Origin of the sequence: Rhodococcus sp. IEGM 27, assembly GCF_033142305.1 — a bacterium.
Taxonomy (GTDB): Bacteria; Actinomycetota; Actinomycetes; order Mycobacteriales; family Mycobacteriaceae; genus Rhodococcus_F; species Rhodococcus_F oxybenzonivorans.
The window spans coordinates 288,620-308,377 of sequence record NZ_JAWLSG010000002.1 but is presented as its reverse complement, the minus strand read 5'-3'; the positions used below and the strand labels follow the sequence as shown (position 1 = coordinate 308,377).

Below are 19,758 nucleotides of genomic sequence, written 5' to 3'. Positions count from 1 at the left end.
CCGTGGACCGAGACACTGAATCTCGTCTGAGCTATTCCGATCGGGAAGGTCACCACCACACCGTGGACCTCTCCCTCGAATCGCCGCGCGTCACCATCGGACGATCGCCGGGTTCCGACCTCCCCCTCACCGAAGACGATGAGGTGTCACGACTCCACGCCGTGGTCGAATGCGTGGGCTCGCACTGGACCATTCTCGACGACGGACTGTCCCGTAACGGCACCTTCGTCAACGGCGAACGCCTTGCCGGACGGCGGCGACTACGGCAGGGCGACAGCATCCGCATCGGTGCCACCCGCATCCGCTATCTGGAGTTCGGCGGCGGACCCGACGAGGCAACCCGGATGGGCACCGACATGCCCGACGTCCGGTCTCTCACGGAGACGCAGCGCGGCGTGCTCACGGCGTTGTGCCGGCCCTACAAGCACGGTGCCGCCTTCGCGAATCCGGCGTCGAATCAACAGATTGCCGAGGAGCTCTTCCTCAGCGTCGATGCGATCAAGACGCATTTGAGGACGTTGTTCGCAAAATTCGGGGTCGGGGATCTGCCCCAGAATCAGAAGCGCGTTCGCCTGGCGGAGCAGGCGATGCGCAGCGGCATCATCAACGAACGCGATCTCTGATCAGCCGACCGCCATCAGTTCACGGCCGGAGGCGGCGGGCGCGGTGTGCGCAATCCGCTCGACCAGCCCGATGATCGCGGCTGCCACATCGGCCGCACGTTCGAGAATGACGGAGTGTCCCGCCCCGTCGACACTGACCAATTGCGATGCGGGCAGCAGCGACGCCATGGCAGCGGAGTGCTGGAACGGTGTGAGCATGTCCACCGAGCCGCAGAGGACCAACGACGGGATGTGCGCGAGAGCCGCGAGGGAGGCGCGCTCGTCGAAGCCGAGCAGCGATTCGAGGAAGCTGGACATCGTCACCACGGAGGTCGTGTTGACCATGGCGGCCACCAGAGCGGCGAGCCGTGGGTCGACGGGCCGATTGCGTGCCTCCGCCGCTTTCGCCAGTGCAGTACCGACTGTCCGGCCGAGCTTTTTCGATCCGTGCACGACCCGTGGCGCCCGCCGGACAGCGCTGCGAAGCAACGACACTGCCGGACTGCGCAGATGGCGGGCGAGGCCCGCCTCGGCGAGATCGTATGCGGCCGTCGATATCAGGGCCATCCCGACGATGCGCGAACCGATCGTGTGCGGATTCTGCCGCGCATACGACAACGCGGTCATTCCGCCCATCGAGTGTCCGACGAGAACGATCGGACCCCGGGGCGCCACCGCGTTCAGCACCGAACCGAGATCGCGACCGAGTTGGTCGATGGTATACGTCGAGGCAGGGGCTTCTCCGGACTCACCGTGCCCGCGATGATCGTAGAAGACCATGCGCACCTCGTTGCGCCAGAAGCGGACCAGCTGCTTGCGCAGCGCCCACCAGGATTCGGTGCGGAGGCAATGTCCGTGGACGAACACCACCGTAGTCGGCGCATCGGGTGTCCCGAACTCTCGCACTGCAAGAGGAATCCCATCTTCTGTCCGGACCGTGAGCCGGCGACCATCGTGCTCGGATGAAACCGGGGTGTTCGACATGAGGGCCTCCTCGGTATCTTCGCTCGGGACGGGTGGAGTGTTACCGCTCCTCGACTGATGTCCACCTTGCCGTCCGGCAACCGAACCCTCCAGCACCCTCAGAGGTGGCGCTCGCCCCCGAAGGTGTCATTATTTACACCCTTGGTGGGGATGACGACATGACGAAGCCCCCTCGGAGAGGGGGCTCCCGGGACAATCGTCCACGCCGCTCGATCAGCTCGAGTCACCACCCGCGGGACCGGCTTCGATCGTCCGATGCTCACCGGCACCGAGGCTGGATACTTCGATCCGGCGCGGCTTCGCCCGTTCGGCGACCGGGATGGTCACACTCAGCACCCCGTTCTCGTACGACGCCGAAATCTTGTCGGAGTCGATACCTTCGCCGAGTGACAGCTGCCTCCGGAATGTACCGGTGAACCGTTCCGAGGCGATCCACTGCACGTTCTCCTCGGATTGAGCGCTCCGATGAGCCGTCAGCGTGAGCGTCCCGTTGTCGACACTGACGTCGACCGATCCCGGATCGACACCGGGCAGGTCGGCGTGCAGAACATAGTGGTCGTCGACCTTGTACAGATCCATCGGCATGAATCGCGGGACCCGGGCGGAACCGACCGGAGAGCCGAGCATGCTCTTCGTCATGGATTCGAGATCACTGAAGGGGTCGAAGCGAAGCACAGCAACACACCTCCCACGTCTCCAACGGTGCCCGCCACCGCGGCGGACATCCACCATCACTGTGCACTTGAAAATTTAGCACTCGTCACCCGAGAGTGCCAGCATGAATCTGTTCGGAAAACCGGCACCCGCTGGTGCCGGTCCACCGCGAAAACGGCACCCGCCGAGCGCAACCCGCATCTGCGGCATTCCACGTGGATATCGGCGAGTGTCTCTGCCACACCAGAATGCACTGCCTACACCACCGAGGCCAGCCACCCTGGGATGGCCATTCCCGCACCCCTGTCGCACGACCGACGTCGCCACCGCCGACCGTCGAAGGCCGCGACCAACCCTACGGGCTCATCTCGTAGGCGCCGTCGTAACTCTCCACCTGCGTCCACACTCGCGAGAATCGCTCCGCGTCTACCACCGGACGCCGGATCGCACCGAGCGCCCACTTCTGCTGCCCTTCGGTTGCGGACGACTTTCCGTGCAGCGCAACGGCGTAGCCGGAGAAGTCCCGAATCTGGAAGTGGAAGATCTGGTCGATCAGTTCGCGGTTCAGGTGAAGGATGTCCGCCTGCTCGAGGATCAGCTGCCCGTAGACGACGAGCGAGAACAGGTGACCGAGGTCGAGCAGGAAGTCGAGATCCTTCTGCTGCGCCGCATCGGGCGGAGCGGTGGTGAGCAGTTCCCGCAATGCGGTTGCCTGCTCGTAGAACCGGGCCACGTTGGGAATGTCCGAGTGCGCCTCGTATTCCTTCGTCCAATCGTGGAACCGGATCTTGCCCGCGCCGCGGGTCGGGCCCTGAGCCCAGAAGAAGGTGTCGTCGACGGCGTCGAGCCGGGTGCCGATCTCCGGGTACTCCGCGGGGTTGAGCAGGTAGTTCGGCATGAACTTCAGAATGAGTCCGACGTTGACATGCACGGTGCCCTCGAGCTTCGGCAGGGTGCCGATCAGCTGAGCCGCCTCCCGGAAGTAGGTGTTCTTCTCGTACCCCTTCGCCGCGATCACGTCGTGCAGTAGCGCGATCACCTTCTCCCCTTCGGAGGTGACCTTGGCCTTCGTCATCGGGTTGAACAGCAGGTACCGGCGATCGTCGAGACTCGCGCTGCGGAAATAATCGACTGCGCGGGCACTGAACAGCTTCATCGCGATCAACCGGCTGTAGGCGTCGACGAAGTTCCCGCGCACATGCGGAAAGTCGGTGACCGGGTTGCCGTACAGGACCCTGTTGTGGGCATGCGTGATCGACTCGTAGAACGCGTGCTCGGAGATTCCGATCGACCCGGTGCACAGATTGAACTTCCCGACGTTGACGGTGTTCAGCGCCGCCTCGAACGCCGCTACGCCGGTGTGCAGGATGTCCTCCTCGCGCACCGGGTACTCCTCGAGCCGGAAGGTGCTGACGTACATCTGCCCGCGCACCACGTTGCCCGCGAGGTGGTAGGCGGGATGCCTGCTGTCGGCGACGAAGAAGACGTACCCGTCGCTGCCCTCGACGTCGGTGCGGCGCCCGAACACCGACACCATGCCGGCGACGTTGCCGTTGCCGATGTAGTACTTGTCGCCGGTCGCGGTAAAGGCGAGGTCCCGGTCCGGAGAGGGTGTGAGAAGCATGTCCGTCGAGTAGACGTCGGCGCCGTGTGCCTTCTCCGACAGACCGAAACCCAGCACCCCGCCCTCGTCGAGAAGTCGGGCGGCGCGTTCCTTCCCCGCCCGGTTCGCACTCATCCAGATCGGACCGAGCCCCAGTACTGTCACCTGCCACGCGTACCAGTACGCCAGCCCGTAGAACCCGAAAATTTCGCTCAGCGCGGCGTTGCGCGCGGCGTCCCAGCGCTTGTCCGGGTTGCCGTCCGCGAGTTCGGCAGGAGTCAGGAAGGTCGCGAACAGCTTCTCCCGCTTCACGAACTCCAGGAATTCGGCCGGCCATACCGCCCCGAGATCGTCCTCGAGCAGCCTCTTCTTACCCCGCGCCTCGAACCAGTCGATCAGCGACCGCAGTTGCCGTCGCGTCTCGGGGTCGAAATGCTCGGGGTCGTAGGAAGTCGGGTCGAACAGCAGGGAGTTCGTCACAGCGGGCCTCTCGTCCGGACGTCTCAGGCCAAGCTAACAGTCGAGACGAAAGGCGCGCGGCGATTTGATCAGCCCCTGACGGTCTGCACGATCTCGCTCAGCGCGGACTCGGCGGCAACCTCACGGCTCTCGCCGGTGAAGCGATCGCGGACCTCCACCTTTCCCTCACCCCAGCCGCGCCCGACCACCACGACCAGTGGCACGCCGAGCAGCTCGGAGTCCTTGAACTTCACGCCGGGCGAAGCCTTACGATCGTCGAGAATGACCTCGAGTCCGGCCTTGTCGAGTTGTGCCGCGAGCCCCTCCGCGCCCTCACGCGCGGTGTCGTCCTTGTTGGCGATCACTACGTGCACGTCTGCGGGAGACACCTCCGCCGGCCAGCGCAAACCCTTGTCGTCGTGGTGCTGTTCCGCGATCACGGCGACGAGGCGGGACACGCCGACACCGTAGGAGCCCATCGTGGGCCGGACCGGCTTGCCGTTCTCGCCCAGAACGTCGACGGAGAACACATCCGTGTACTTGCGACCGAGCTGGAAAACGTGGCCGATCTCGATGCCACGGGCAGCCACCAGGGCACCAGCGCCGTCCGGCGACGGGTCCCCGTCTCGAACCTCCGCCGCCTCGATGGTGCCGTCCGGGGTGAAGTCGCGGCCGGCGACGAGACCCACCACGTGCTTACCCTGCTGGTCGGCGCCGGTGATCCAGCTCGTGCCGTCCACCACCCGGGGGTCCACGAGGTAGCGAACACCGTTCTCCTGCAGAGCCTTCGGTCCGATGTACCCCTTCACGAGGAACGGGTTCGCCTCGAAATCGGCCTCGGTGAGCATCTCGAACTCCGCCGGCTCCAAGGACGCACCGAGGCGCTTGTCGTCGATCTCCCGGTCACCGGGGATGCCGATTCCGAGCAACTGCCACTTGCCACCGGGCTGCCGGGTCTTGACCAGGATGTTCTTCAACGTGTCGGCGGCCGTCACGGTCCGGCCGAGGTCGGCCCCGTTGGCCCAGTCGACGAGCGTCGCGATGGTCGGTGTGTCCGGCGTGTCGTGCACCTGCGCGGGAGGAAGCCCGTCGAAGGGAATGGGCTCGGGCGCCAGGGTCTCGACCGCTTCGACGTTGGCGGCGTAGCCCGACTCGAGGCAGCGGACGTAGGTGTCCTCGCCGATCTCGCTTTCCGCCAGGAACTCTTCGGACGCACTTCCGCCCATAGCGCCCGAAGTGGCCGACACGATCACATACTTCACACCGAGACGGGCGAAGATCTTCTCGTAGGCGTCCCGGTGGGCCTGATATGAGGCGATGAGACCGTCATCGGTGAGGTCGAAGGAGTACGAGTCCTTCATGATGAATTCGCGACCACGGAGAATCCCGGCGCGGGGGCGCTCCTCGTCGCGATATTTGGTCTGCACCTGGTAGAGGGTGACCGGGAAGTCTTTGTAGGAGTTGTACTCACCCTTGACGGTGAGCGCGAACAGCTCCTCGTGAGTGGGGCCCAGCAGATAGTCGCCGCCCTTGCGGTCCTTGAGGCGGAAGAGCCCGTCGCCGTACTCGGTCCAGCGATTGGAGGCCTCGTAGGGTTCGCGCGGCAGAAGCGCGGGCAGGGAAATCTCCTGGCCCCCGATCGCGTTCATCTCTTCCCGCACCACCCGCTCGACCTCACGCAGCACGCGCAGACCCAACGGCAGCCACGAGTACACACCGGGAGCGATACGCCGTACGTAGCCGGCACGGACCAGCAGCTTGTGGCTCGGAACCTCGGCGTCGGCGGGGTCGTCACGCAAGGTGCGGAGGAACAGGTGGGAGAGGCGGGTAATCACGGGTCATCAGAATAGTCCGCTGGTAGCCGCACCACTGCGTCGGCACGGCTTCGGCATCGATGAAAGGGCCGATCGGTAGGGTCTCCACCGTGCTGGTGTTGCTTCCTCCCTCAGAAACCAAGTCCGACGGTGGCGCCGACGCCCCCCTCGACCTGGCCGAGCTGTCCATGCCGCAGCTCACCGACACTCGAGAGGTGCTGGTGTCGGCGCTGGTGGCTCTCGCCGCCGATGCGGAGGCGTCGCAGGAGGCACTGGGCCTCGGCCCGACGCAGGCCGACGAGATCGAGCGGAACGCCAAGCTGTGGGTGTCGCCGACCCGGCCGGCGTTGGAGCGATATACCGGCGTCCTGTTCGACGCGCTCGACGCGAAGTCGTTCACCAAGGCACAGAAGTCGAAGGCTCTCTCGCGCCTCGCGATGGGATCGGCACTGTTCGGCGCGGTGCGCGCGGGTGACCTGATCCCCGCCTACCGGTTGTCCGGCGGGTCGAAGCTGCCCGGTCTGGGGACCCTCCGGTCGTTGTGGAAGCTGGAATTGAGCCGGGCAATCACCGCGGAAGCGGATGGCCTCGTCGTCGATCTGCGATCCGGGACGTATCAGCAGCTCGGCCCGATTCCGGACGCGGTGATCGCCACCGTGCTCACCGAAAAGCCGGACGGCACCCGCACCGTCGTGAGCCATTTCAACAAACACCACAAGGGGCTGCTCGCCCGCGCGCTCACCCTTTCGCGCGCCGAACCCCGGGACGTACGCGGCGTCGCCCGCGTGGCGTCGAAGGCCGGACTCCGCGTCGAAGTCGCCTCGAAGCGGGAGTTGATCATCCTCACCGACTAACCCCTGTGAGCACTTGTCAACCGCGGGCGGTTGACAAGTGCTCACAGGGTTCTACTCCGGTTTGACGGCCAGAACGGGCTTGCGGCAGGACAGCAGCAGGCGTTGCGCAGTGCTCCCCATCAGCAGCTTCCCGACGGGGGTGCGGTCGCGGATACCGATGACGAGCAGCTCGGCGGTCGGTGCTGTCGTCGCCTCGATGATGACGTCGACCACCTCGTCGCCGACGATTTGCCGGACCTCGTGTTCGACACCGCTGTCGGCGAGCTTCTCTTCCAGTTTCTGCAGCTGCGTGTGGTCGGCGAACGACTGATCCGCAAGAGCGTCGCCCTTCGAGGAGTTGATCACCACCAGTGATGTCTGGCGCAGCCGTGCTTCTGCGAGGCCGTGGTCGAGGGCTGCCTCTCCGTACCGGTCCGGGGTGTAACCGACGACGATCATGCGTGCGCCTTCTCTCTGGTGTCCGGGGAATCGTCGGCGGACGGTCCCTCCGGGAAGTCGAGTGTGGGGACTGGAAGCCGCGAACGGACGAACTTCGCGACGAGCGGGGCGAGAAGCAGAAGCGCGATGATCACGTAGACGATGATTGCCACCGGCTCGGTGAACAGACTTCCCCAGTCTCCGCCACCGAGTTGCAGACTCTGCCGCAGTTGCCGTTCGATGCGCGGACCGAGGATGACACCGATGATCAGTGGCAGCACGGGCAATCCGAATCTGCGCATCATCAGACCCATCAGGCCGAAGACGAGGAGCAGCGCCAGGTCCAACCACTGGAGGTTCACTGCGAAGGCGCCGAGCGCAGCGAAGAACAAGATGCCCGCATACAGGTAGGGGCGCGGGGTGCGGAGCAGCTTGGCCCACAGCGGCGCGAGAGGCAGGTTCAGGACGAGCAGGAGGAAGTTGCCGATGAACAGGCTCGCGATCAACGTCCAGATGAGGAGCGGTTCCTTCTCGAACAGGGTCGGTCCGGGCTGGATCCCGTACGAGACGAAGGCGGTGAGCATGACAGCCGCGGTCGCGTTGGTGGGCAGACCGAGCGACAGCATGGGCACGAGCGTGCCCGCCGCGGAGGCGTTGTTGGCCGCCTCGGGGCCTGCGACCCCTTCGATGGCGCCCTTGCCGAATTCGTCCTTGTGCTTCGAGAGCTTCTTCTCGGTGATGTAGGACAGGAAGGTGGGAAGTTCGGCGCCACCGGCGGGGAGTGCCCCGAACGGGAATCCGTACGCGGTCCCTCGCAGCCATGGCTTCCACGACCGCTTCCAGTCCTTCTTGCCCATCCACGGCCGGCCGACCGGAATGACCTCGGCCGGCCTGCGGCGCAGGTGCGCCGCCACCCAGAGGGCTTCACCGAGCGCAAAGACTGCGACTGCCACGACGACGATATCGATGCCGTCGGACAGCTGCGGGATCCCGAAAGTGGCGCGCGGTTGCCCGGTGAGGAAATCGATCCCGACCAGCCCGATCGCGAGCCCGAGCAGCAGGGAGATGCATCCACGAAGCTTCGAGCTTCCCAACACCGCCGTGACGGCAACGAGGGCCAGCAGCATGATCGCGAGATACGAAGGAGCACCCAAGGTTACCGCGAAACTCGAGACCGCGGGGGCGAAGAGTACGAGCAGCATCGTGCCGATCGATCCGGCGACGAAGGAACCGATCGCCGCGGTCGCCAGAGCCTGCGCCGCTCTTCCTGCTCTCGCCATCTTGTTGCCTTCGATGGCCGTGATCACCGAGGACGACTCCCCCGGGGTGTTCAACAGAATGGATGTGGTGGAGCCGCCGTACATTCCGCCGTAGTAGATGCCGGCGAACATGATGAAGGCGGCGCTCGGACTGACGTTGTAGGTGACGGGGAGCAGGAGTGCCACGGTCATGGCGGGGCCTATGCCGGGAAGGACGCCGACGGCGGTACCGAGCAGGACGCCCAGGCATGCGTAGAGGAGGTTCATCGGGGTGGCTGCCTGCTCGAACCCCTGCAGCAGCCAGTTCAGATTGTCCATGTCAGAGAATTCCGTCCAGAATGCCTGCGGGCAGCGGGATTCCGAGCCCGACGTAGAACGCGTAGAAGCTACCGAAGCCGAGCACCGCACCGATGGCGATGTTGCGTACCCAGTGGCGGCTGCCGAGAATTGTTGCCGCCCCGGCGAAGAGGAACGTTCCGGTGATCGCCCATCCGAGGAAGTCGATCAGCGCGATGGTGGCGGCGAACAGACCGACGAGCAGCCCCACCGTTCGCCAGTCACTCGACGAATCGAGGTCGACGTCCTCGCCCCCGTCGGCCTCCCCCGTGGAGCCGCGCAGGATCGCGACAGCAAGGATCGCGGTGAGGACGAGCAACCCGATGCCAACCGCCAGCGGAAACAGCCGCGGCCCGACCGGGTCCACCTTCGCGAACCCGGCGCTGAGGGTCAGTGCGTCGACGATGAGAAACACGCCCACCGTGAGCATGACCGCACACACGATGAACTGCGCCAGGTCCCGTTTGCGTGGCGCCGGGACCACGTCGGGGGCGCCGGCGGGCGGTGGCACGGGCGTGGTCATGCCAACCCCAGTTCGGACAGGGTGGACGAGACCCGCTCGTCCTGGTCGCGCAGGAACTGCTCGAAATCCGGTCCCGTCATGAAGGCGTCACTCCAACCGTTCTTCACCAGGGCCTCCTTCCATTCGGGTGTGTCGTGCAACTTCTCCAGCGCCTCCACCATGTCGGCCCGGGCACTGTCCGAAAGGCCAGGGGGCGCAAGGACTCCACGCCAGTTGGTGAAGGTGAGATCGATTCCCGCCTCCGACAGCGTCGGCGCATCGACGCCCTCGACCCGTTCGCTACCCGACACCGCGAGCACGCGCACCTGACCGGCTTCGATCTGGTCGACGTACTCCCCCAGCCCCGAGGTGCCCGCGGTGATCTTCTGTCCGAGCAGCGCCGTCAACAGGTCACCTCCACCGTCGTAGGAGACGTAGTTCACTGCATTGGGATCCACCCCTACCGCGCGGGCGGTCTCCATCGGGAACAGGTGGTCCGGCCCGCCCGGTGACGATCCGCCGCCGATCGTGACCGAGGCCGGGTCGGCCCGCCACGCCGCGACGAAGTCGTCGATGGTGCGCAGCGGCGAATCCGCAGGAACCAGAATGCCTTCCTGCTCTTCCACCACCTTCGCCAATGCGGTCGCGTCGGACACGCGGGCGGACGACCCGTTGGTGTAACCGGCACCGACGACTCCGAGACCCATCATCATCATGAGATCGTCGTTGCCCGACTCGTTCATCAGTCGAGCCATGGCGACCGTTCCACCTGCACCTATGACGTTGAAGACCTCGACTCGGCCGGTAATGTCCTGATCTTCCATGATCTTCACCGCAGTCCGCGCGGTGAGGTCGTAGCCGCCGCCGGGGCTGTTCGGAACCATCATCCGCACCCTGTGCAAGCCCTCGTCCTCGCCACGGGTAACTCCGCACCCGGCCACGAGAAGGCCTACGAGCGCCAGCAGGAGCACCGCGCGTACGCTGCTTCCGCCACCTGTTCTCGCCATCGTTCCCCATTTCGCCATCGATGTGATCTTCGGCAATACTGTCCCCATTGGTGACGCACGTCACCTATGCGAACGAAATGGAACTTAAGTTCATTGTGGTCACCACGTCACCCCAGAGTGCGAAGTCTTGCCGGGCAGGTCCTGCTGCTCCAGCTGGTGGTCGTCGGCGTCGTCCTTCTCGCGGTCGCTGCCGTCTCGGTTCACCAATCGACGGTGGAGTTTCGCGAATTGCAGGGCCAGCGCATGATCGCCGTGGCCGAGAACGTCGCCTCGACCCCGGTGGTGCGTGACCGCCTCTCGGACCCGTCGGTCGAGCGAGTCCTCGCCCCCGAAGTGGATCGGGCAGTCAATCTGTCGGGCGCGACATTGGCGGAGATCGTCACACCCGAAGGGGTGACGGCAGTGTCCTCCGACCCCACCCGGATCGGGCTGCCCGCGGAACTCGGCGGCAGCGACGTGCTGACCGGCCGCGCCTGGTCGGGTGATGTCGTGGTCGACGACCGGCGCGCCATCGTCGGCCACGTTCCTATCCTCACTGCCACCGGTGACGTCCTGGCAGCAGTATCGGTCAGCGACGACTACCCGTCGACCTGGGCCCTGCTCAGCAGTGCCGGTGCGCGGCTGCTCCTCTACCTCGGGATCGGCGCCGGGCTGGGACTTCTCGGTTCGTGGCTTCTCTCACGCAGAATCAAGACACACACCCGGGGGCTGGAGATCGCCGAGATCGCCAGTCTCGCCGACCACCGGGAGGCCCTGCTTCACAGCATCCGTGAGGGCGTGGTGGCGGTGAACACCGACGGCATCATCACGCTCCTCAACGACAGCGCCCAGGAACTACTCGACCTCAGCGGTGACGTCGTCGGCAGGCACGTCGACGACGTCCCACTCGACCCGGGCGTCCGGCGGTATCTCCTCACCGGCGAGGACGGCCGTGACGTGGTGCTCTCGACGTCCTCGCGCATGCTGGCGCTCAGCCGGCGGGCCGCTACCAGCCAGGGCCACAAGATCGGCACCGTCACCACCATGCGCGACAGCACCGAGCTGGCGTCGATGCAGAGCCAGCTGTCGTCCCACAAGAGCGTCACCGACACGCTGCGCGCGCAGACGCACGAATTCGCCAACCAGTTGCACACCATCTCGGGACTCACTCAGCTCGGTGACTACGACGCCGTCACCGAATTCGTCGGAACCCTCACTCGACGCCGAGCAGAGATCAGCGACGCGGTGACGCAAAGGATTTCCGATCCCGCCGTGGCCGCCCTCCTGATCGCGAAGACCTCGTTGGCGGCGGAGACCGGAGTGTCTCTGACACTCGAGCCCGATTCACGCCTGCACGCCCTCGACCCAGAGCTCGCGACCGACGTCATCACCGTGGTCGGGAATCTCATCGACAATGCCGTCGACGTGTCCGAAGGCAGACCGCACGCGACGATATCGATTCGAATCACGGACGGCGACGGCATTTTGATCGAGGTCGCCGACTCGGGCCCCGGGGTACCCGAGTCGATGCGCGAGGAAATCTTCTCCCGGGGAGTCACGTCCAAGACAGGGGTGCCAGGAGGTCGCGGGATCGGGCTGGCCCTGGTGCGACTGGTCAGCGCGCAGCACGGCGGATTCGCATCCGTGTCGGACGCGCCCGGCACCGGAGGCGCTTTGTTCACCGTCCACGTTCCCCGTAGTTAGACTCTCCGACCATGACCGTTCGGCGGAACGATGTATGAGGTGCTGGTCGTCGACGACGACTTCATGGTCGCGGAGATACACCGCCGGTTCGTCGACAAGACGCCGGGGTTCACCACCGTCGCAGTCGCGCGGACCGCGGCCGACGCCCTCGATGCCGTGCGCTCTCGTCGGCCGGATCTCGTGCTTCTCGACGTGTACTTGCCGGACATGTCCGGACTCGATGTCCTCCAGTCCCTCCGGGCGGAGGGAAATCCGGTCGGCGTGATCATGATCACCGCTGCAAGAGAGATCGACACCGTCAGCCGCGCACTGCACGGCGGCGCCTCCGACTACCTGGTGAAACCGTTCGAGTACGCCCACCTGCAGGAGAAGCTCGAGAACTTCCGGCAGCGGGCACGGGCACTCGAATCACAATCCGGCGCGGATCAGTCGTTGATCGACTCCCTGTTCGGCAGCGCAGGCAAGAACGCCGACCCGGGCCGCCTCCCCAAGGGGCTCAGCGCCGAAACCGGCAAGTTGGTCCTCGAGATCGTGCAGGAGCGGGGCGAGTTGTCGTCCATGGAATGCGCCGAGCTCGCGGGACTGTCCCGGGTGAGCGTGCGCAGGTACCTCGAGCATTACCTGGCCGAGGGTTTGCTCGAAGTACGCCTGGAGTACGGGGGCGCGGGCAGACCTGTTCGCCGGTACCGGCCCGTTCGCCACTGAGGCAGGCGGCATCAGGACAGTCTGCGGTGGCCTGCCGCTACCCCACCGGCGTACCCGCGTCGGCGGACACCTCGTAGGCTGCGATGTCGAAACGCTGTGTCTGGCGGCGGAATTTGAAGGTGAAGTCGGGCCACAGTGTGGTGTTGTTGCCGTGCCGATCGAGGTACCAGCTGGCGCATCCGCCCGTCATCCAGACGCTGTTCGACAGCTTCTCCTGAAGGTCCCGGTTGTAATCGTCCTGAACCTCCTTGCGTACCTCGACCGTGCGAAGTCCGTTCTGCTCCAACGCCGCAATGGCATCGGCGACGTAGTTGATCTGTGATTCGATCATGTACACCATCGACGTGTGGCCGAGCCCCGTGTTGGGTCCGACGAGAAAGAACATGTTGGGGAAGTTGGCGACAGTCGCGCCCTTGTAGGCCTGCATACCGGCCTCACCGAAAACCTGCGCCAGACTGCGTCCGTCCCGCCCGAAGATGACCTCGAACATCGGTGAATCCGTCACCTGGAATCCGGTCGCGATGACGATGGCATCCACCGGACGCACGGTGCCGTCCCTCGTCACCACCGCATGCTCTCGTATCTCCGCGATCGGGTCGGTGACGAGTTCGACGTCGTCCCGGTCGAGGGCCGCGTAGTAGTCGTTGGAAATCAGCATTCTCTTGCAGCCGATCCGGAAGTTCGGAGTGACTTTCTCACGCAGGGCCGGGTCCTTGATCTCCGTCCGGATCTTCATGCGCGCCAGCCATTCCAGCGGTTTCATGAAGACGGGCGCCTTGGCGAGGCCGACCACCTGCACTTCCCGGCCTCCGTAGATTGCGGCGCGGAGCAGTCGCTGGACGCCGGGCACGTGGTGGAAGGCCCACCGCTCGATCCGGGTATAGGCCCGGTCGAATCGCGGCAGCAACCAGGGGGCGGTGCGCTGATACACGTCCAGGTGTTGCACTTGGTCGACGATGGCAGGAACGATTTGAATTGCCGATGCTCCCGTGCCGATCACTGCCACGCGTGTGCCGGTGAGGTCGGCATCGTGATTCCATTGCGCCGAGTGGAAGATCTCGCCGTCGAATACTTCGATCCCGGGAATGCTCGGCAGAGAGGGCTCGGCCAGCGCCCCGAACGCGCAGATCACGGTGTCCGCGGAGAAGTGGCCGCGGTTGGTGGTGAGCTCCCACCGTGAGACGCCGCAATTCCAGCGGGCCTCGGTCACGTCGCAGTCGAAGACGTGCTTTCCGAGGACGTTGTACTGACGCGCAACCCTGCGAATGTAGTGCTGGATCTCCGGTTGTGCCGAAAACGAACGTGACCATTCGGGGTTGAGTGCGAACGAGTAGGAGTACAGGTGCGAGGGCACGTCACAGGCCGCGCCGGGATAGGTGTTGTCGCGCCAGGTGCCCCCGACATCACCGTCCCGCTCGAGGACGAGGAAGTCATCCCGCCCGTCCTTGCTCAGTCGTATAGCCGCACCGAGTCCCGCGAAACCACTGCCGATGATCACCGTGCGGACGTGCCGCACGCTGTCCTCCGGAACGACGCCGACCGCTGCAGTGTCTGTTACCCGGTCATCCATATAAATGACCCTAGACAGTTACAGAACGCCGGGCACAGCGATTGCGGATCTTTTCGCCCGCACGCCCGGGGAGGGCGAGTCAGGACTGCTGCGCTGCCTTTTCGGCCGCTTGTGCCTGCGCAACCTGTTGCGGGGTGAACCGGATGAACAGTGCCGCCAGACCGGCGATCAGCGCACAGACGGCGCTGCCTACCAGGGCGAAGGTGTAGCCCTCACCGAGCGCAGTGATCTGCACCGGCGTCATGTCGGCGATCTTGCCCGACACCCCACCGAGGGACAGCGTCCGGGATGTCGCCATCGCCCCGATGAGAGCGAGGGCGAGCGGGCCGCCGAGCGTCTGCGCGACCTGAGCAATGGCGGCCACCGGTCCGATCTCGGTTTCCGGCACTCCCGCGATGGCGCACAGAGGAAGCGGAACGACGGCAAGTCCGACACCGAAACCGATTCCCACGACCGGCACGAACAGGTTGGCCGGATACGTCGCCGACGCGTCCAGGGTGGAACCGTAGAGCAGGCCCACCACCATGATGGCCGCCCCGGCGATCACCAGCCAGCGCGGCTGGATGCGGACGGCGAGTTTCGACGCCACGAAGGCCGCGGCTCCCAGACCGAACGCGAACGGGATGAAGGCCAGGCCCGCTTCGAGTGGGCTGTAACCGAGAATGTCCTGGACGAACAGCGCCACGAAGGCGGCGACTGTGAACATCACGGCGCCTGCGAAGAAGATGGCGACGAAGGTGGCCACCCTGTTCTTGTCGGTGAACAGCGAGAAGGGAAGCAACGGGTTGTCGGCGGTGCGCTCGACATACAGGAACGCGACGAACAGCAGCAGACCCGCGATGAGCGCACCGATCACGAAGGGACTGGTCCACCCGAGTTCCGGTCCCTCGGTGAGAGCGAACACCACACCGGTTGCCGCGACCGTCGCCAGAACGGCGCCCGGTACGTCGAGCGCCAGGCGCTCACCGGCCGTCTCTTTCAACGCCGTGAAGGCGAACAGCACGATGACCACACCGATGGGCACGTTGATGAGGAAGATCAACCGCCACGACACTTCGGTGAGTGCACCGCCGATGATCAGCCCCGCGATCGATCCGATCCCGGTCATTGCAGCGAAGATCGCAATGGCCTGGTTGCGAGCGGGACCGGCGGCGAACGTCGTGGCTACCAGGGCCAGCGCGGTGGGCGAGGCCACCGCAGCACCCACACCCTGCAGGAAGCGGGCACCGATCAGCATGAATTCGTTGACCGCGAGGCCGCACAACAAGGAGGCGACGGTGAAGAGTGCGACGCCGCCGATGAACATCTTCTTCCGGCCGAAGGCGTCCCCGAGCCGGCCCCCGAGGAGCATGAGCCCACCGAACGCCAATGCATAGGAGGTCAGCACCCAGTTGCGGCCGCTGTCGGTGAGACCGAGGTCTGCCTGCAGGGGGGCCAGGGCCAGGTTGGCGACGGTCCCGTCGAGGACCACCATCATCTGCAATCCGCTCAGGACGATGATGGCGAGACCCAGCACACGGGTCGCCGCGGCCGGGACCGCTGGGGCATCTGCCGCAGAGTTCACTGAAGCAGATTTCGGCACTCGGGAATCAGACACGAGCGTTCACGTTACCCAGCGTCCACGCTAAACCCTGCCACCGGTCCGATGACCACGATGGCGGGCGGCCGAATCTGCTCTTCTTTCACCCGGGCCGCGACACTCTGCAGATCCGCGCGGAGCGTGCGCTGAGTGCGCAGTGTGCCCTCCTGGATGACGGTGACCGGGGTGTTTACGGGCCGGCCGCCCGCCATCAGGACCGTCGCGAACGCGTCGATGCGTTCGACCGCCATCAGCAACACGATGGTGCCCTTCAGCCGCGCCAGCGCCGACCAGTCGACGAGAGAATCGGGATGGTCGGGAGCCACATGCCCGCTCACGACCACGAACTCGTGGGTGACTCCTCGGTGGGTCACCGGAATTCCGGCGGCCGACGGGACCGAGATCGCGCTGGTGATACCGGGGACCACCGTGACGGGGACCCCTGCTGCGGCGCACGCCTCGAGCTCTTCGTACCCCCGTCCGAACACGTAGGGGTCGCCGCCTTTGAGACGAACCACGAACTTGCCCGCCTTGGCGTTGTCGATCAGGGCCGCGTTGATAGCTTCCTGCGCCATCGCGCGGCCGTACGGAATCTTCGCAGCATCGATCACGTCGACATCGGGACCGAGTTCGGCCAGAAGCTCCGGCGGCGCCAGACGATCGGCCACCACGACGTCGGCGCGCGACAGCAGTCGGCGGCCGCGGACGGTGATGAGGTCGGGGTCACCGGGACCTCCGCCTACCAGCGCCACACCGGCTGCGGGCGCCTCGTCGGTGTCGGGAACGACTCCGGACTGCAAGCCTTCCACCAGGGCGTTTCTCACGGCCGCGGAGCGGCGGTGATCGCCGCCCGCCAGCACACCGATGCTCAAGCCGTCGTAGCCTGCACTGGCCGGGGTGACGGCTGTGCCGTACCGGGCGTTGTCTGCCCGGACACAGAACACCCTGTTCCGTTCGGCCTCGGCGACGATCGCCGCATTGGTGTCGGGTTCGTCCGTGCAGGCGATGGCATACCAGGCGCCGTCGAGGTCACCGTCCCGGTAGTCGCGCAGTTCCAGGGTGATCTGACCGGAGGTCGCCATCCCCTCGACCGCGGGAGTGACGGCGCGGCTGATCAGATGCACGCGTGCTCCCGATGCGATGAGCAGGCCCAGTCGACGCTGTGCGACGCTTCCGCCACCGATCACGACCACACGGCGATCGGTCAAATTGAGGCCGACCAGGTAGTTGGTCTCGTCTCCGGTGGCGGCAGTCACGCGCTATCCCCGTTTCTCCAGATTTTCCGGTAAGTCTTGTCTCGAACCTACGAAACTTTACGGGCTGCCGCGACGACGACGCCATTCGCGGACCGTTTGGGAATGATCAGTGGCCCGCCGCCGGCGCTCAGTACCGCCGCCGCCTCCGCGATACTCGGCGAACCGGTGCGTGCATGCACCACGCCGGACGGGTGTGGGACGACGACGGCAGCGAGATCTCCGGTGTCGAATCCGAGGACCGGAACCCCGAGTACCGCGGCCGCACCCACGACGGCAGGCTCGTTCGCCTTGCGGTCGAGAGTGCCCAGGCAGATCAATGTCACGGGCGCCTCGACGTTCGCGGACTCCAACGCCGCGCGCACCGCCGAGACGATGTCGGCGCTCGACGCACTCGTGCGGAACCCGACGCCCACGCAGACCTCAACCATGGTCGGCGAAGTCGCGGGCGGCGCTCACGAACCGCGCGACAGCGGTGGGGTGTCCCGCCGGATGCGTGTGAAGGTACGACGCGTGAATGCCCCCACCGGCGAAACCTTCGCGCGCAGGTGCACCGTCCCACGGCCGCCATCCCCACGCCGGCGTATAGCCGGACGCCTCTGCCCGGGTGAGCGACGTTCGATGGAATTCGTGCCCCACCACCCGCTCGCCCGCAGCGAAGAGGGGCGAATCGGTCAATGCCACCGCATCGCGGTAGCCCAGAGTCAGGCGTGAGCCGAACGAGGCGTCGACATCGATGACCGATGCCATCGCCGAACCGTCGAGGCTGCGCGCGAGATACAGCAGTCCGGCGCATTCGGCGTGTATCGGTGCGCCGCCGTCGGCCAAAGCGCGTATCTGTGCGAGGAGGCGCCCGTTCCCGGCGAGCGCGGCGGCATGCTCTTCCGGGAAGCCGCCCGGAAGGACGACTCCGGCCGTGTCCGCGGGCAGTTCGTCGTGCAGTGGGTCGAAGGTCACGACGCGCGCCCCGGCCGCCGCGAGCAGTTCTCGATGTTCGGCGTACCCGAAAGTGAAGGCCCGGCCGCCGGCGATCGCCACCGTCGGGCGAGCACCGGCGGGCACCTCACCCACCTCGACGGTGGGATCCCACGCCGGTCCGTCGATCGCAGAGCGTGCGAGCGCCCGGATCGCAGCCAGATCGAGATGCCGGGCGGCCAGCCGTGTCATCGCCTCCACGGCCTGCATGGCAGCGGCGCCGTGTTCGGCAGCGGGAATGAGGCCGAGATGCCGGCTCGGCACTTCCAGTTCCGCCATCCGGGGAACCGCGCCCAGCACGGGGAGTCCGACGCGCTCGCTGGCCTGTCTCAGCACCTCCTCGTGCCGGGCGCTTCCGACCCGGTTGAGGATCACACCGCCGATGCGCACCGACGCGTCGTACGTCGAAAATCCGTGAAGCACAGCGGCCAGAGACTGGCTGTGCCCGCGGGCATCGACCACCAGCACGACGGGAGCGCCGAGCAGTGCCGCGACCTGTGCTGTCGATCCCTCGGCCGACGGCTCCGCAGACGCGGCGTCGATCTTGCCGTCGAACAATCCCATGACACCCTCGACCACGGCGATGTCGCACTCGGTGCTCCCGTGACGGTAGAGCGGGCCGATTCGGTTGGCTCCCACCATCACCGGGTCGAGATTGCGTCCGGGCCGACCCGCGGCCAAGGCATGGTAGCCGGGATCGATGTAGTCGGGGCCGACCTTGAACGGCGCCACCGCATTTCCCGACTGACCCAGCGCACCCATCAAGCCCGTGGCGACTGTCGTCTTTCCGCTCCCCGAGGCAGGGGCCGCAATGACTACGGCGGGAACCGCGGAGTGCGCAGTCACCACTCGATGCCTCGCTGGCCCTTGCGGCCCGCGTCCATCGGATGGGCGATCTTCGTCATTTCCGTCACGAGGTCGGCCGCGTCGATCAACGCCTGTGGGGCATCCCTGCCGGTGATGACGACGTGCTGTGCACCCGGCCGGTCACGCAGTACTGCGACGACCTCGTCGACGTCCACCCACCCCCACTTGAGGGGATAGGTGAACTCGTCGAGCACATAGAAACGGTGTTCCTCGGCAGCGAGCCGCCGGGCGATTTCACGCCATCCCTCGGCAGCGGCCGCGGCATGGTCTTCCTCGGAGCCGTGCTTCCGCGCCCACGACCAGCCCTCACCCATCTTGTGCCATTGGACGGCGCCGCCGACCCCGGTGTCCTCGTGAAGTTGCCCCAAGGCACGGAACGCCGCCTCCTCCCCGACCTTCCACTTGGCGCTCTTCACGAACTGGAACACCCCGACATCGAAGCCCTGGTTCCACGCACGCAACGCCATCCCGAAAGCCGCGGTGGATTTTCCCTTACCCGGGCCGGTGTGGACCGCGAGTATCGGTGCGTTCCTTCGCTGCCGTGTGGTGAGGCCGTCGTTCGGGACGTTCTCGGGAACACCCTTGGGCATGTCCTACTCTCCTACCGTTCGATAACACCCGGCTTCTTGTATGCC

At 65.8% G+C, this 19,758-nt stretch carries 18 protein-coding genes; 4 read left to right on the top strand and 14 right to left on the bottom strand.

From position 1 onward, the window contains the following. Positions 1-2 precede the first annotated feature (2 nt). Complete coding sequence (locus R4P95_RS07805; RefSeq protein WP_317746534.1) at positions 3-623, top strand: FHA domain-containing protein; 621 nt, start codon at positions 3-5, stop codon at positions 621-623. Here R4P95_RS07805 and R4P95_RS07800 read toward each other — a convergent pair whose 3' ends face one another. The 4 genes from R4P95_RS07800 to R4P95_RS07785 form a co-directional block, all read right to left on the bottom strand. Continuing rightward, entirely contained in the window at positions 624-1,586 is a 963-nt protein-coding gene (locus R4P95_RS07800; protein ID WP_317746529.1) for an alpha/beta hydrolase, read from the bottom strand. Positions 1,587-1,799: 213 nt separating this feature from the next. Continuing rightward, entirely contained in the window at positions 1,800-2,261 is a 462-nt protein-coding gene (locus tag R4P95_RS07795; protein WP_213571695.1) for an Hsp20/alpha crystallin family protein, read from the bottom strand. Positions 2,262-2,595: 334 nt separating this feature from the next. Beyond that, on the bottom strand, positions 2,596-4,323 hold the full coding sequence (locus tag R4P95_RS07790; protein ID WP_213571694.1) for an acyl-CoA dehydrogenase family protein: 1,728 nt from the start codon (positions 4,321-4,323) through the stop codon (positions 2,596-2,598). A gap of 68 nt (positions 4,324-4,391) precedes the next feature. Beyond that, a complete protein-coding gene (locus tag R4P95_RS07785) occupies positions 4,392-6,137 on the bottom strand; it encodes a proline--tRNA ligase (RefSeq protein WP_213571693.1) in 1,746 nt (581 codons plus the stop codon). A gap of 89 nt (positions 6,138-6,226) precedes the next feature. Here R4P95_RS07785 and yaaA point away from each other — a divergent pair, with 89 nt between their 5' ends. Beyond that, on the top strand, positions 6,227-6,970 hold the full coding sequence (yaaA, locus tag R4P95_RS07780; protein WP_317746527.1) for a peroxide stress protein YaaA: 744 nt from the start codon (positions 6,227-6,229) through the stop codon (positions 6,968-6,970). A 51-nt stretch (positions 6,971-7,021) separates the two neighbouring features. Here the strand turns inward: yaaA and R4P95_RS07775 are convergent, their stop codons facing one another. From R4P95_RS07775 to R4P95_RS07760, 4 genes are read right to left on the bottom strand one after another with little or no spacing between them, the layout of a single operon-like run. Next, complete coding sequence (locus R4P95_RS07775; protein WP_109330857.1) at positions 7,022-7,408, bottom strand: universal stress protein; 387 nt, start codon at positions 7,406-7,408, stop codon at positions 7,022-7,024. Next, a complete protein-coding gene (locus R4P95_RS07770) occupies positions 7,405-8,964 on the bottom strand; it encodes a tripartite tricarboxylate transporter permease (RefSeq protein WP_208961355.1) in 1,560 nt (519 codons plus the stop codon). The genes R4P95_RS07775 and R4P95_RS07770 overlap by 4 nt, the downstream gene beginning before the upstream one ends. Position 8,965: 1 nt before the next feature. Then, positions 8,966-9,505, bottom strand: coding sequence for a tripartite tricarboxylate transporter TctB family protein (locus R4P95_RS07765; RefSeq protein ID WP_213571691.1), 540 nt, complete (start codon positions 9,503-9,505; stop codon positions 8,966-8,968). Beyond that, positions 9,502-10,491, bottom strand: a complete 990-nt coding sequence (locus R4P95_RS07760) for a Bug family tripartite tricarboxylate transporter substrate binding protein (protein ID WP_159927618.1) — start codon at positions 10,489-10,491, stop codon at positions 9,502-9,504. The genes R4P95_RS07765 and R4P95_RS07760 overlap by 4 nt, the downstream gene beginning before the upstream one ends. A 66-nt stretch (positions 10,492-10,557) precedes the next feature. On the opposite strand from R4P95_RS07760, the gene R4P95_RS07755 reads away from it, so the two are divergent. Together R4P95_RS07755 and R4P95_RS07750 are read left to right on the top strand one after the other, a co-directional pair. Further along, positions 10,558-12,174 carry an ATP-binding protein gene (locus R4P95_RS07755; protein WP_317746526.1) on the top strand — a complete coding sequence of 539 codons (1,617 nt, stop codon included), beginning with the start codon at positions 10,558-10,560 and terminating at the stop codon, positions 12,172-12,174. A gap of 30 nt (positions 12,175-12,204) precedes the next feature. Beyond that, positions 12,205-12,879 carry a response regulator gene (locus R4P95_RS07750; RefSeq protein ID WP_317746525.1) on the top strand — a complete coding sequence of 225 codons (675 nt, stop codon included), beginning with the start codon at positions 12,205-12,207 and terminating at the stop codon, positions 12,877-12,879. A gap of 37 nt (positions 12,880-12,916) precedes the next feature. Here the strand turns inward: R4P95_RS07750 and R4P95_RS07745 are convergent, their stop codons facing one another. From R4P95_RS07745 to cobO, 6 genes are all read right to left on the bottom strand, one after another. After that, complete coding sequence (locus tag R4P95_RS07745) at positions 12,917-14,449, bottom strand: NAD(P)/FAD-dependent oxidoreductase (RefSeq protein WP_317746524.1); 1,533 nt, start codon at positions 14,447-14,449, stop codon at positions 12,917-12,919. Between the two features lie 79 nt (positions 14,450-14,528). Then, positions 14,529-15,926 carry an MFS transporter gene (locus R4P95_RS07740; protein ID WP_249354643.1) on the bottom strand — a complete coding sequence of 466 codons (1,398 nt, stop codon included), beginning with the start codon at positions 15,924-15,926 and terminating at the stop codon, positions 14,529-14,531. A 131-nt stretch (positions 15,927-16,057) separates the two neighbouring features. After that, positions 16,058-17,284 carry a uroporphyrinogen-III C-methyltransferase gene (gene cobA / locus R4P95_RS07735; RefSeq protein WP_213571686.1) on the bottom strand — a complete coding sequence of 409 codons (1,227 nt, stop codon included), beginning with the start codon at positions 17,282-17,284 and terminating at the stop codon, positions 16,058-16,060. A 47-nt stretch (positions 17,285-17,331) separates the two neighbouring features. Beyond that, entirely contained in the window at positions 17,332-17,697 is a 366-nt protein-coding gene (locus R4P95_RS07730; RefSeq protein WP_249353685.1) for a cobalamin biosynthesis protein, read from the bottom strand. A 7-nt stretch (positions 17,698-17,704) separates the two neighbouring features. Beyond that, positions 17,705-19,105 (bottom strand): cobyrinate a,c-diamide synthase, encoded by a 1,401-nt coding sequence (locus tag R4P95_RS07725; protein WP_317746523.1) that lies wholly within the window; start codon positions 19,103-19,105, stop codon positions 17,705-17,707. Beyond that, complete coding sequence (gene cobO / locus R4P95_RS07720; protein ID WP_109330876.1) at positions 19,099-19,713, bottom strand: cob(I)yrinic acid a,c-diamide adenosyltransferase; 615 nt, start codon at positions 19,711-19,713, stop codon at positions 19,099-19,101. Before cobO ends, R4P95_RS07725 begins: the two co-directional genes overlap by 7 nt. Between the last annotated feature and the right edge of the window lie 45 nt (positions 19,714-19,758).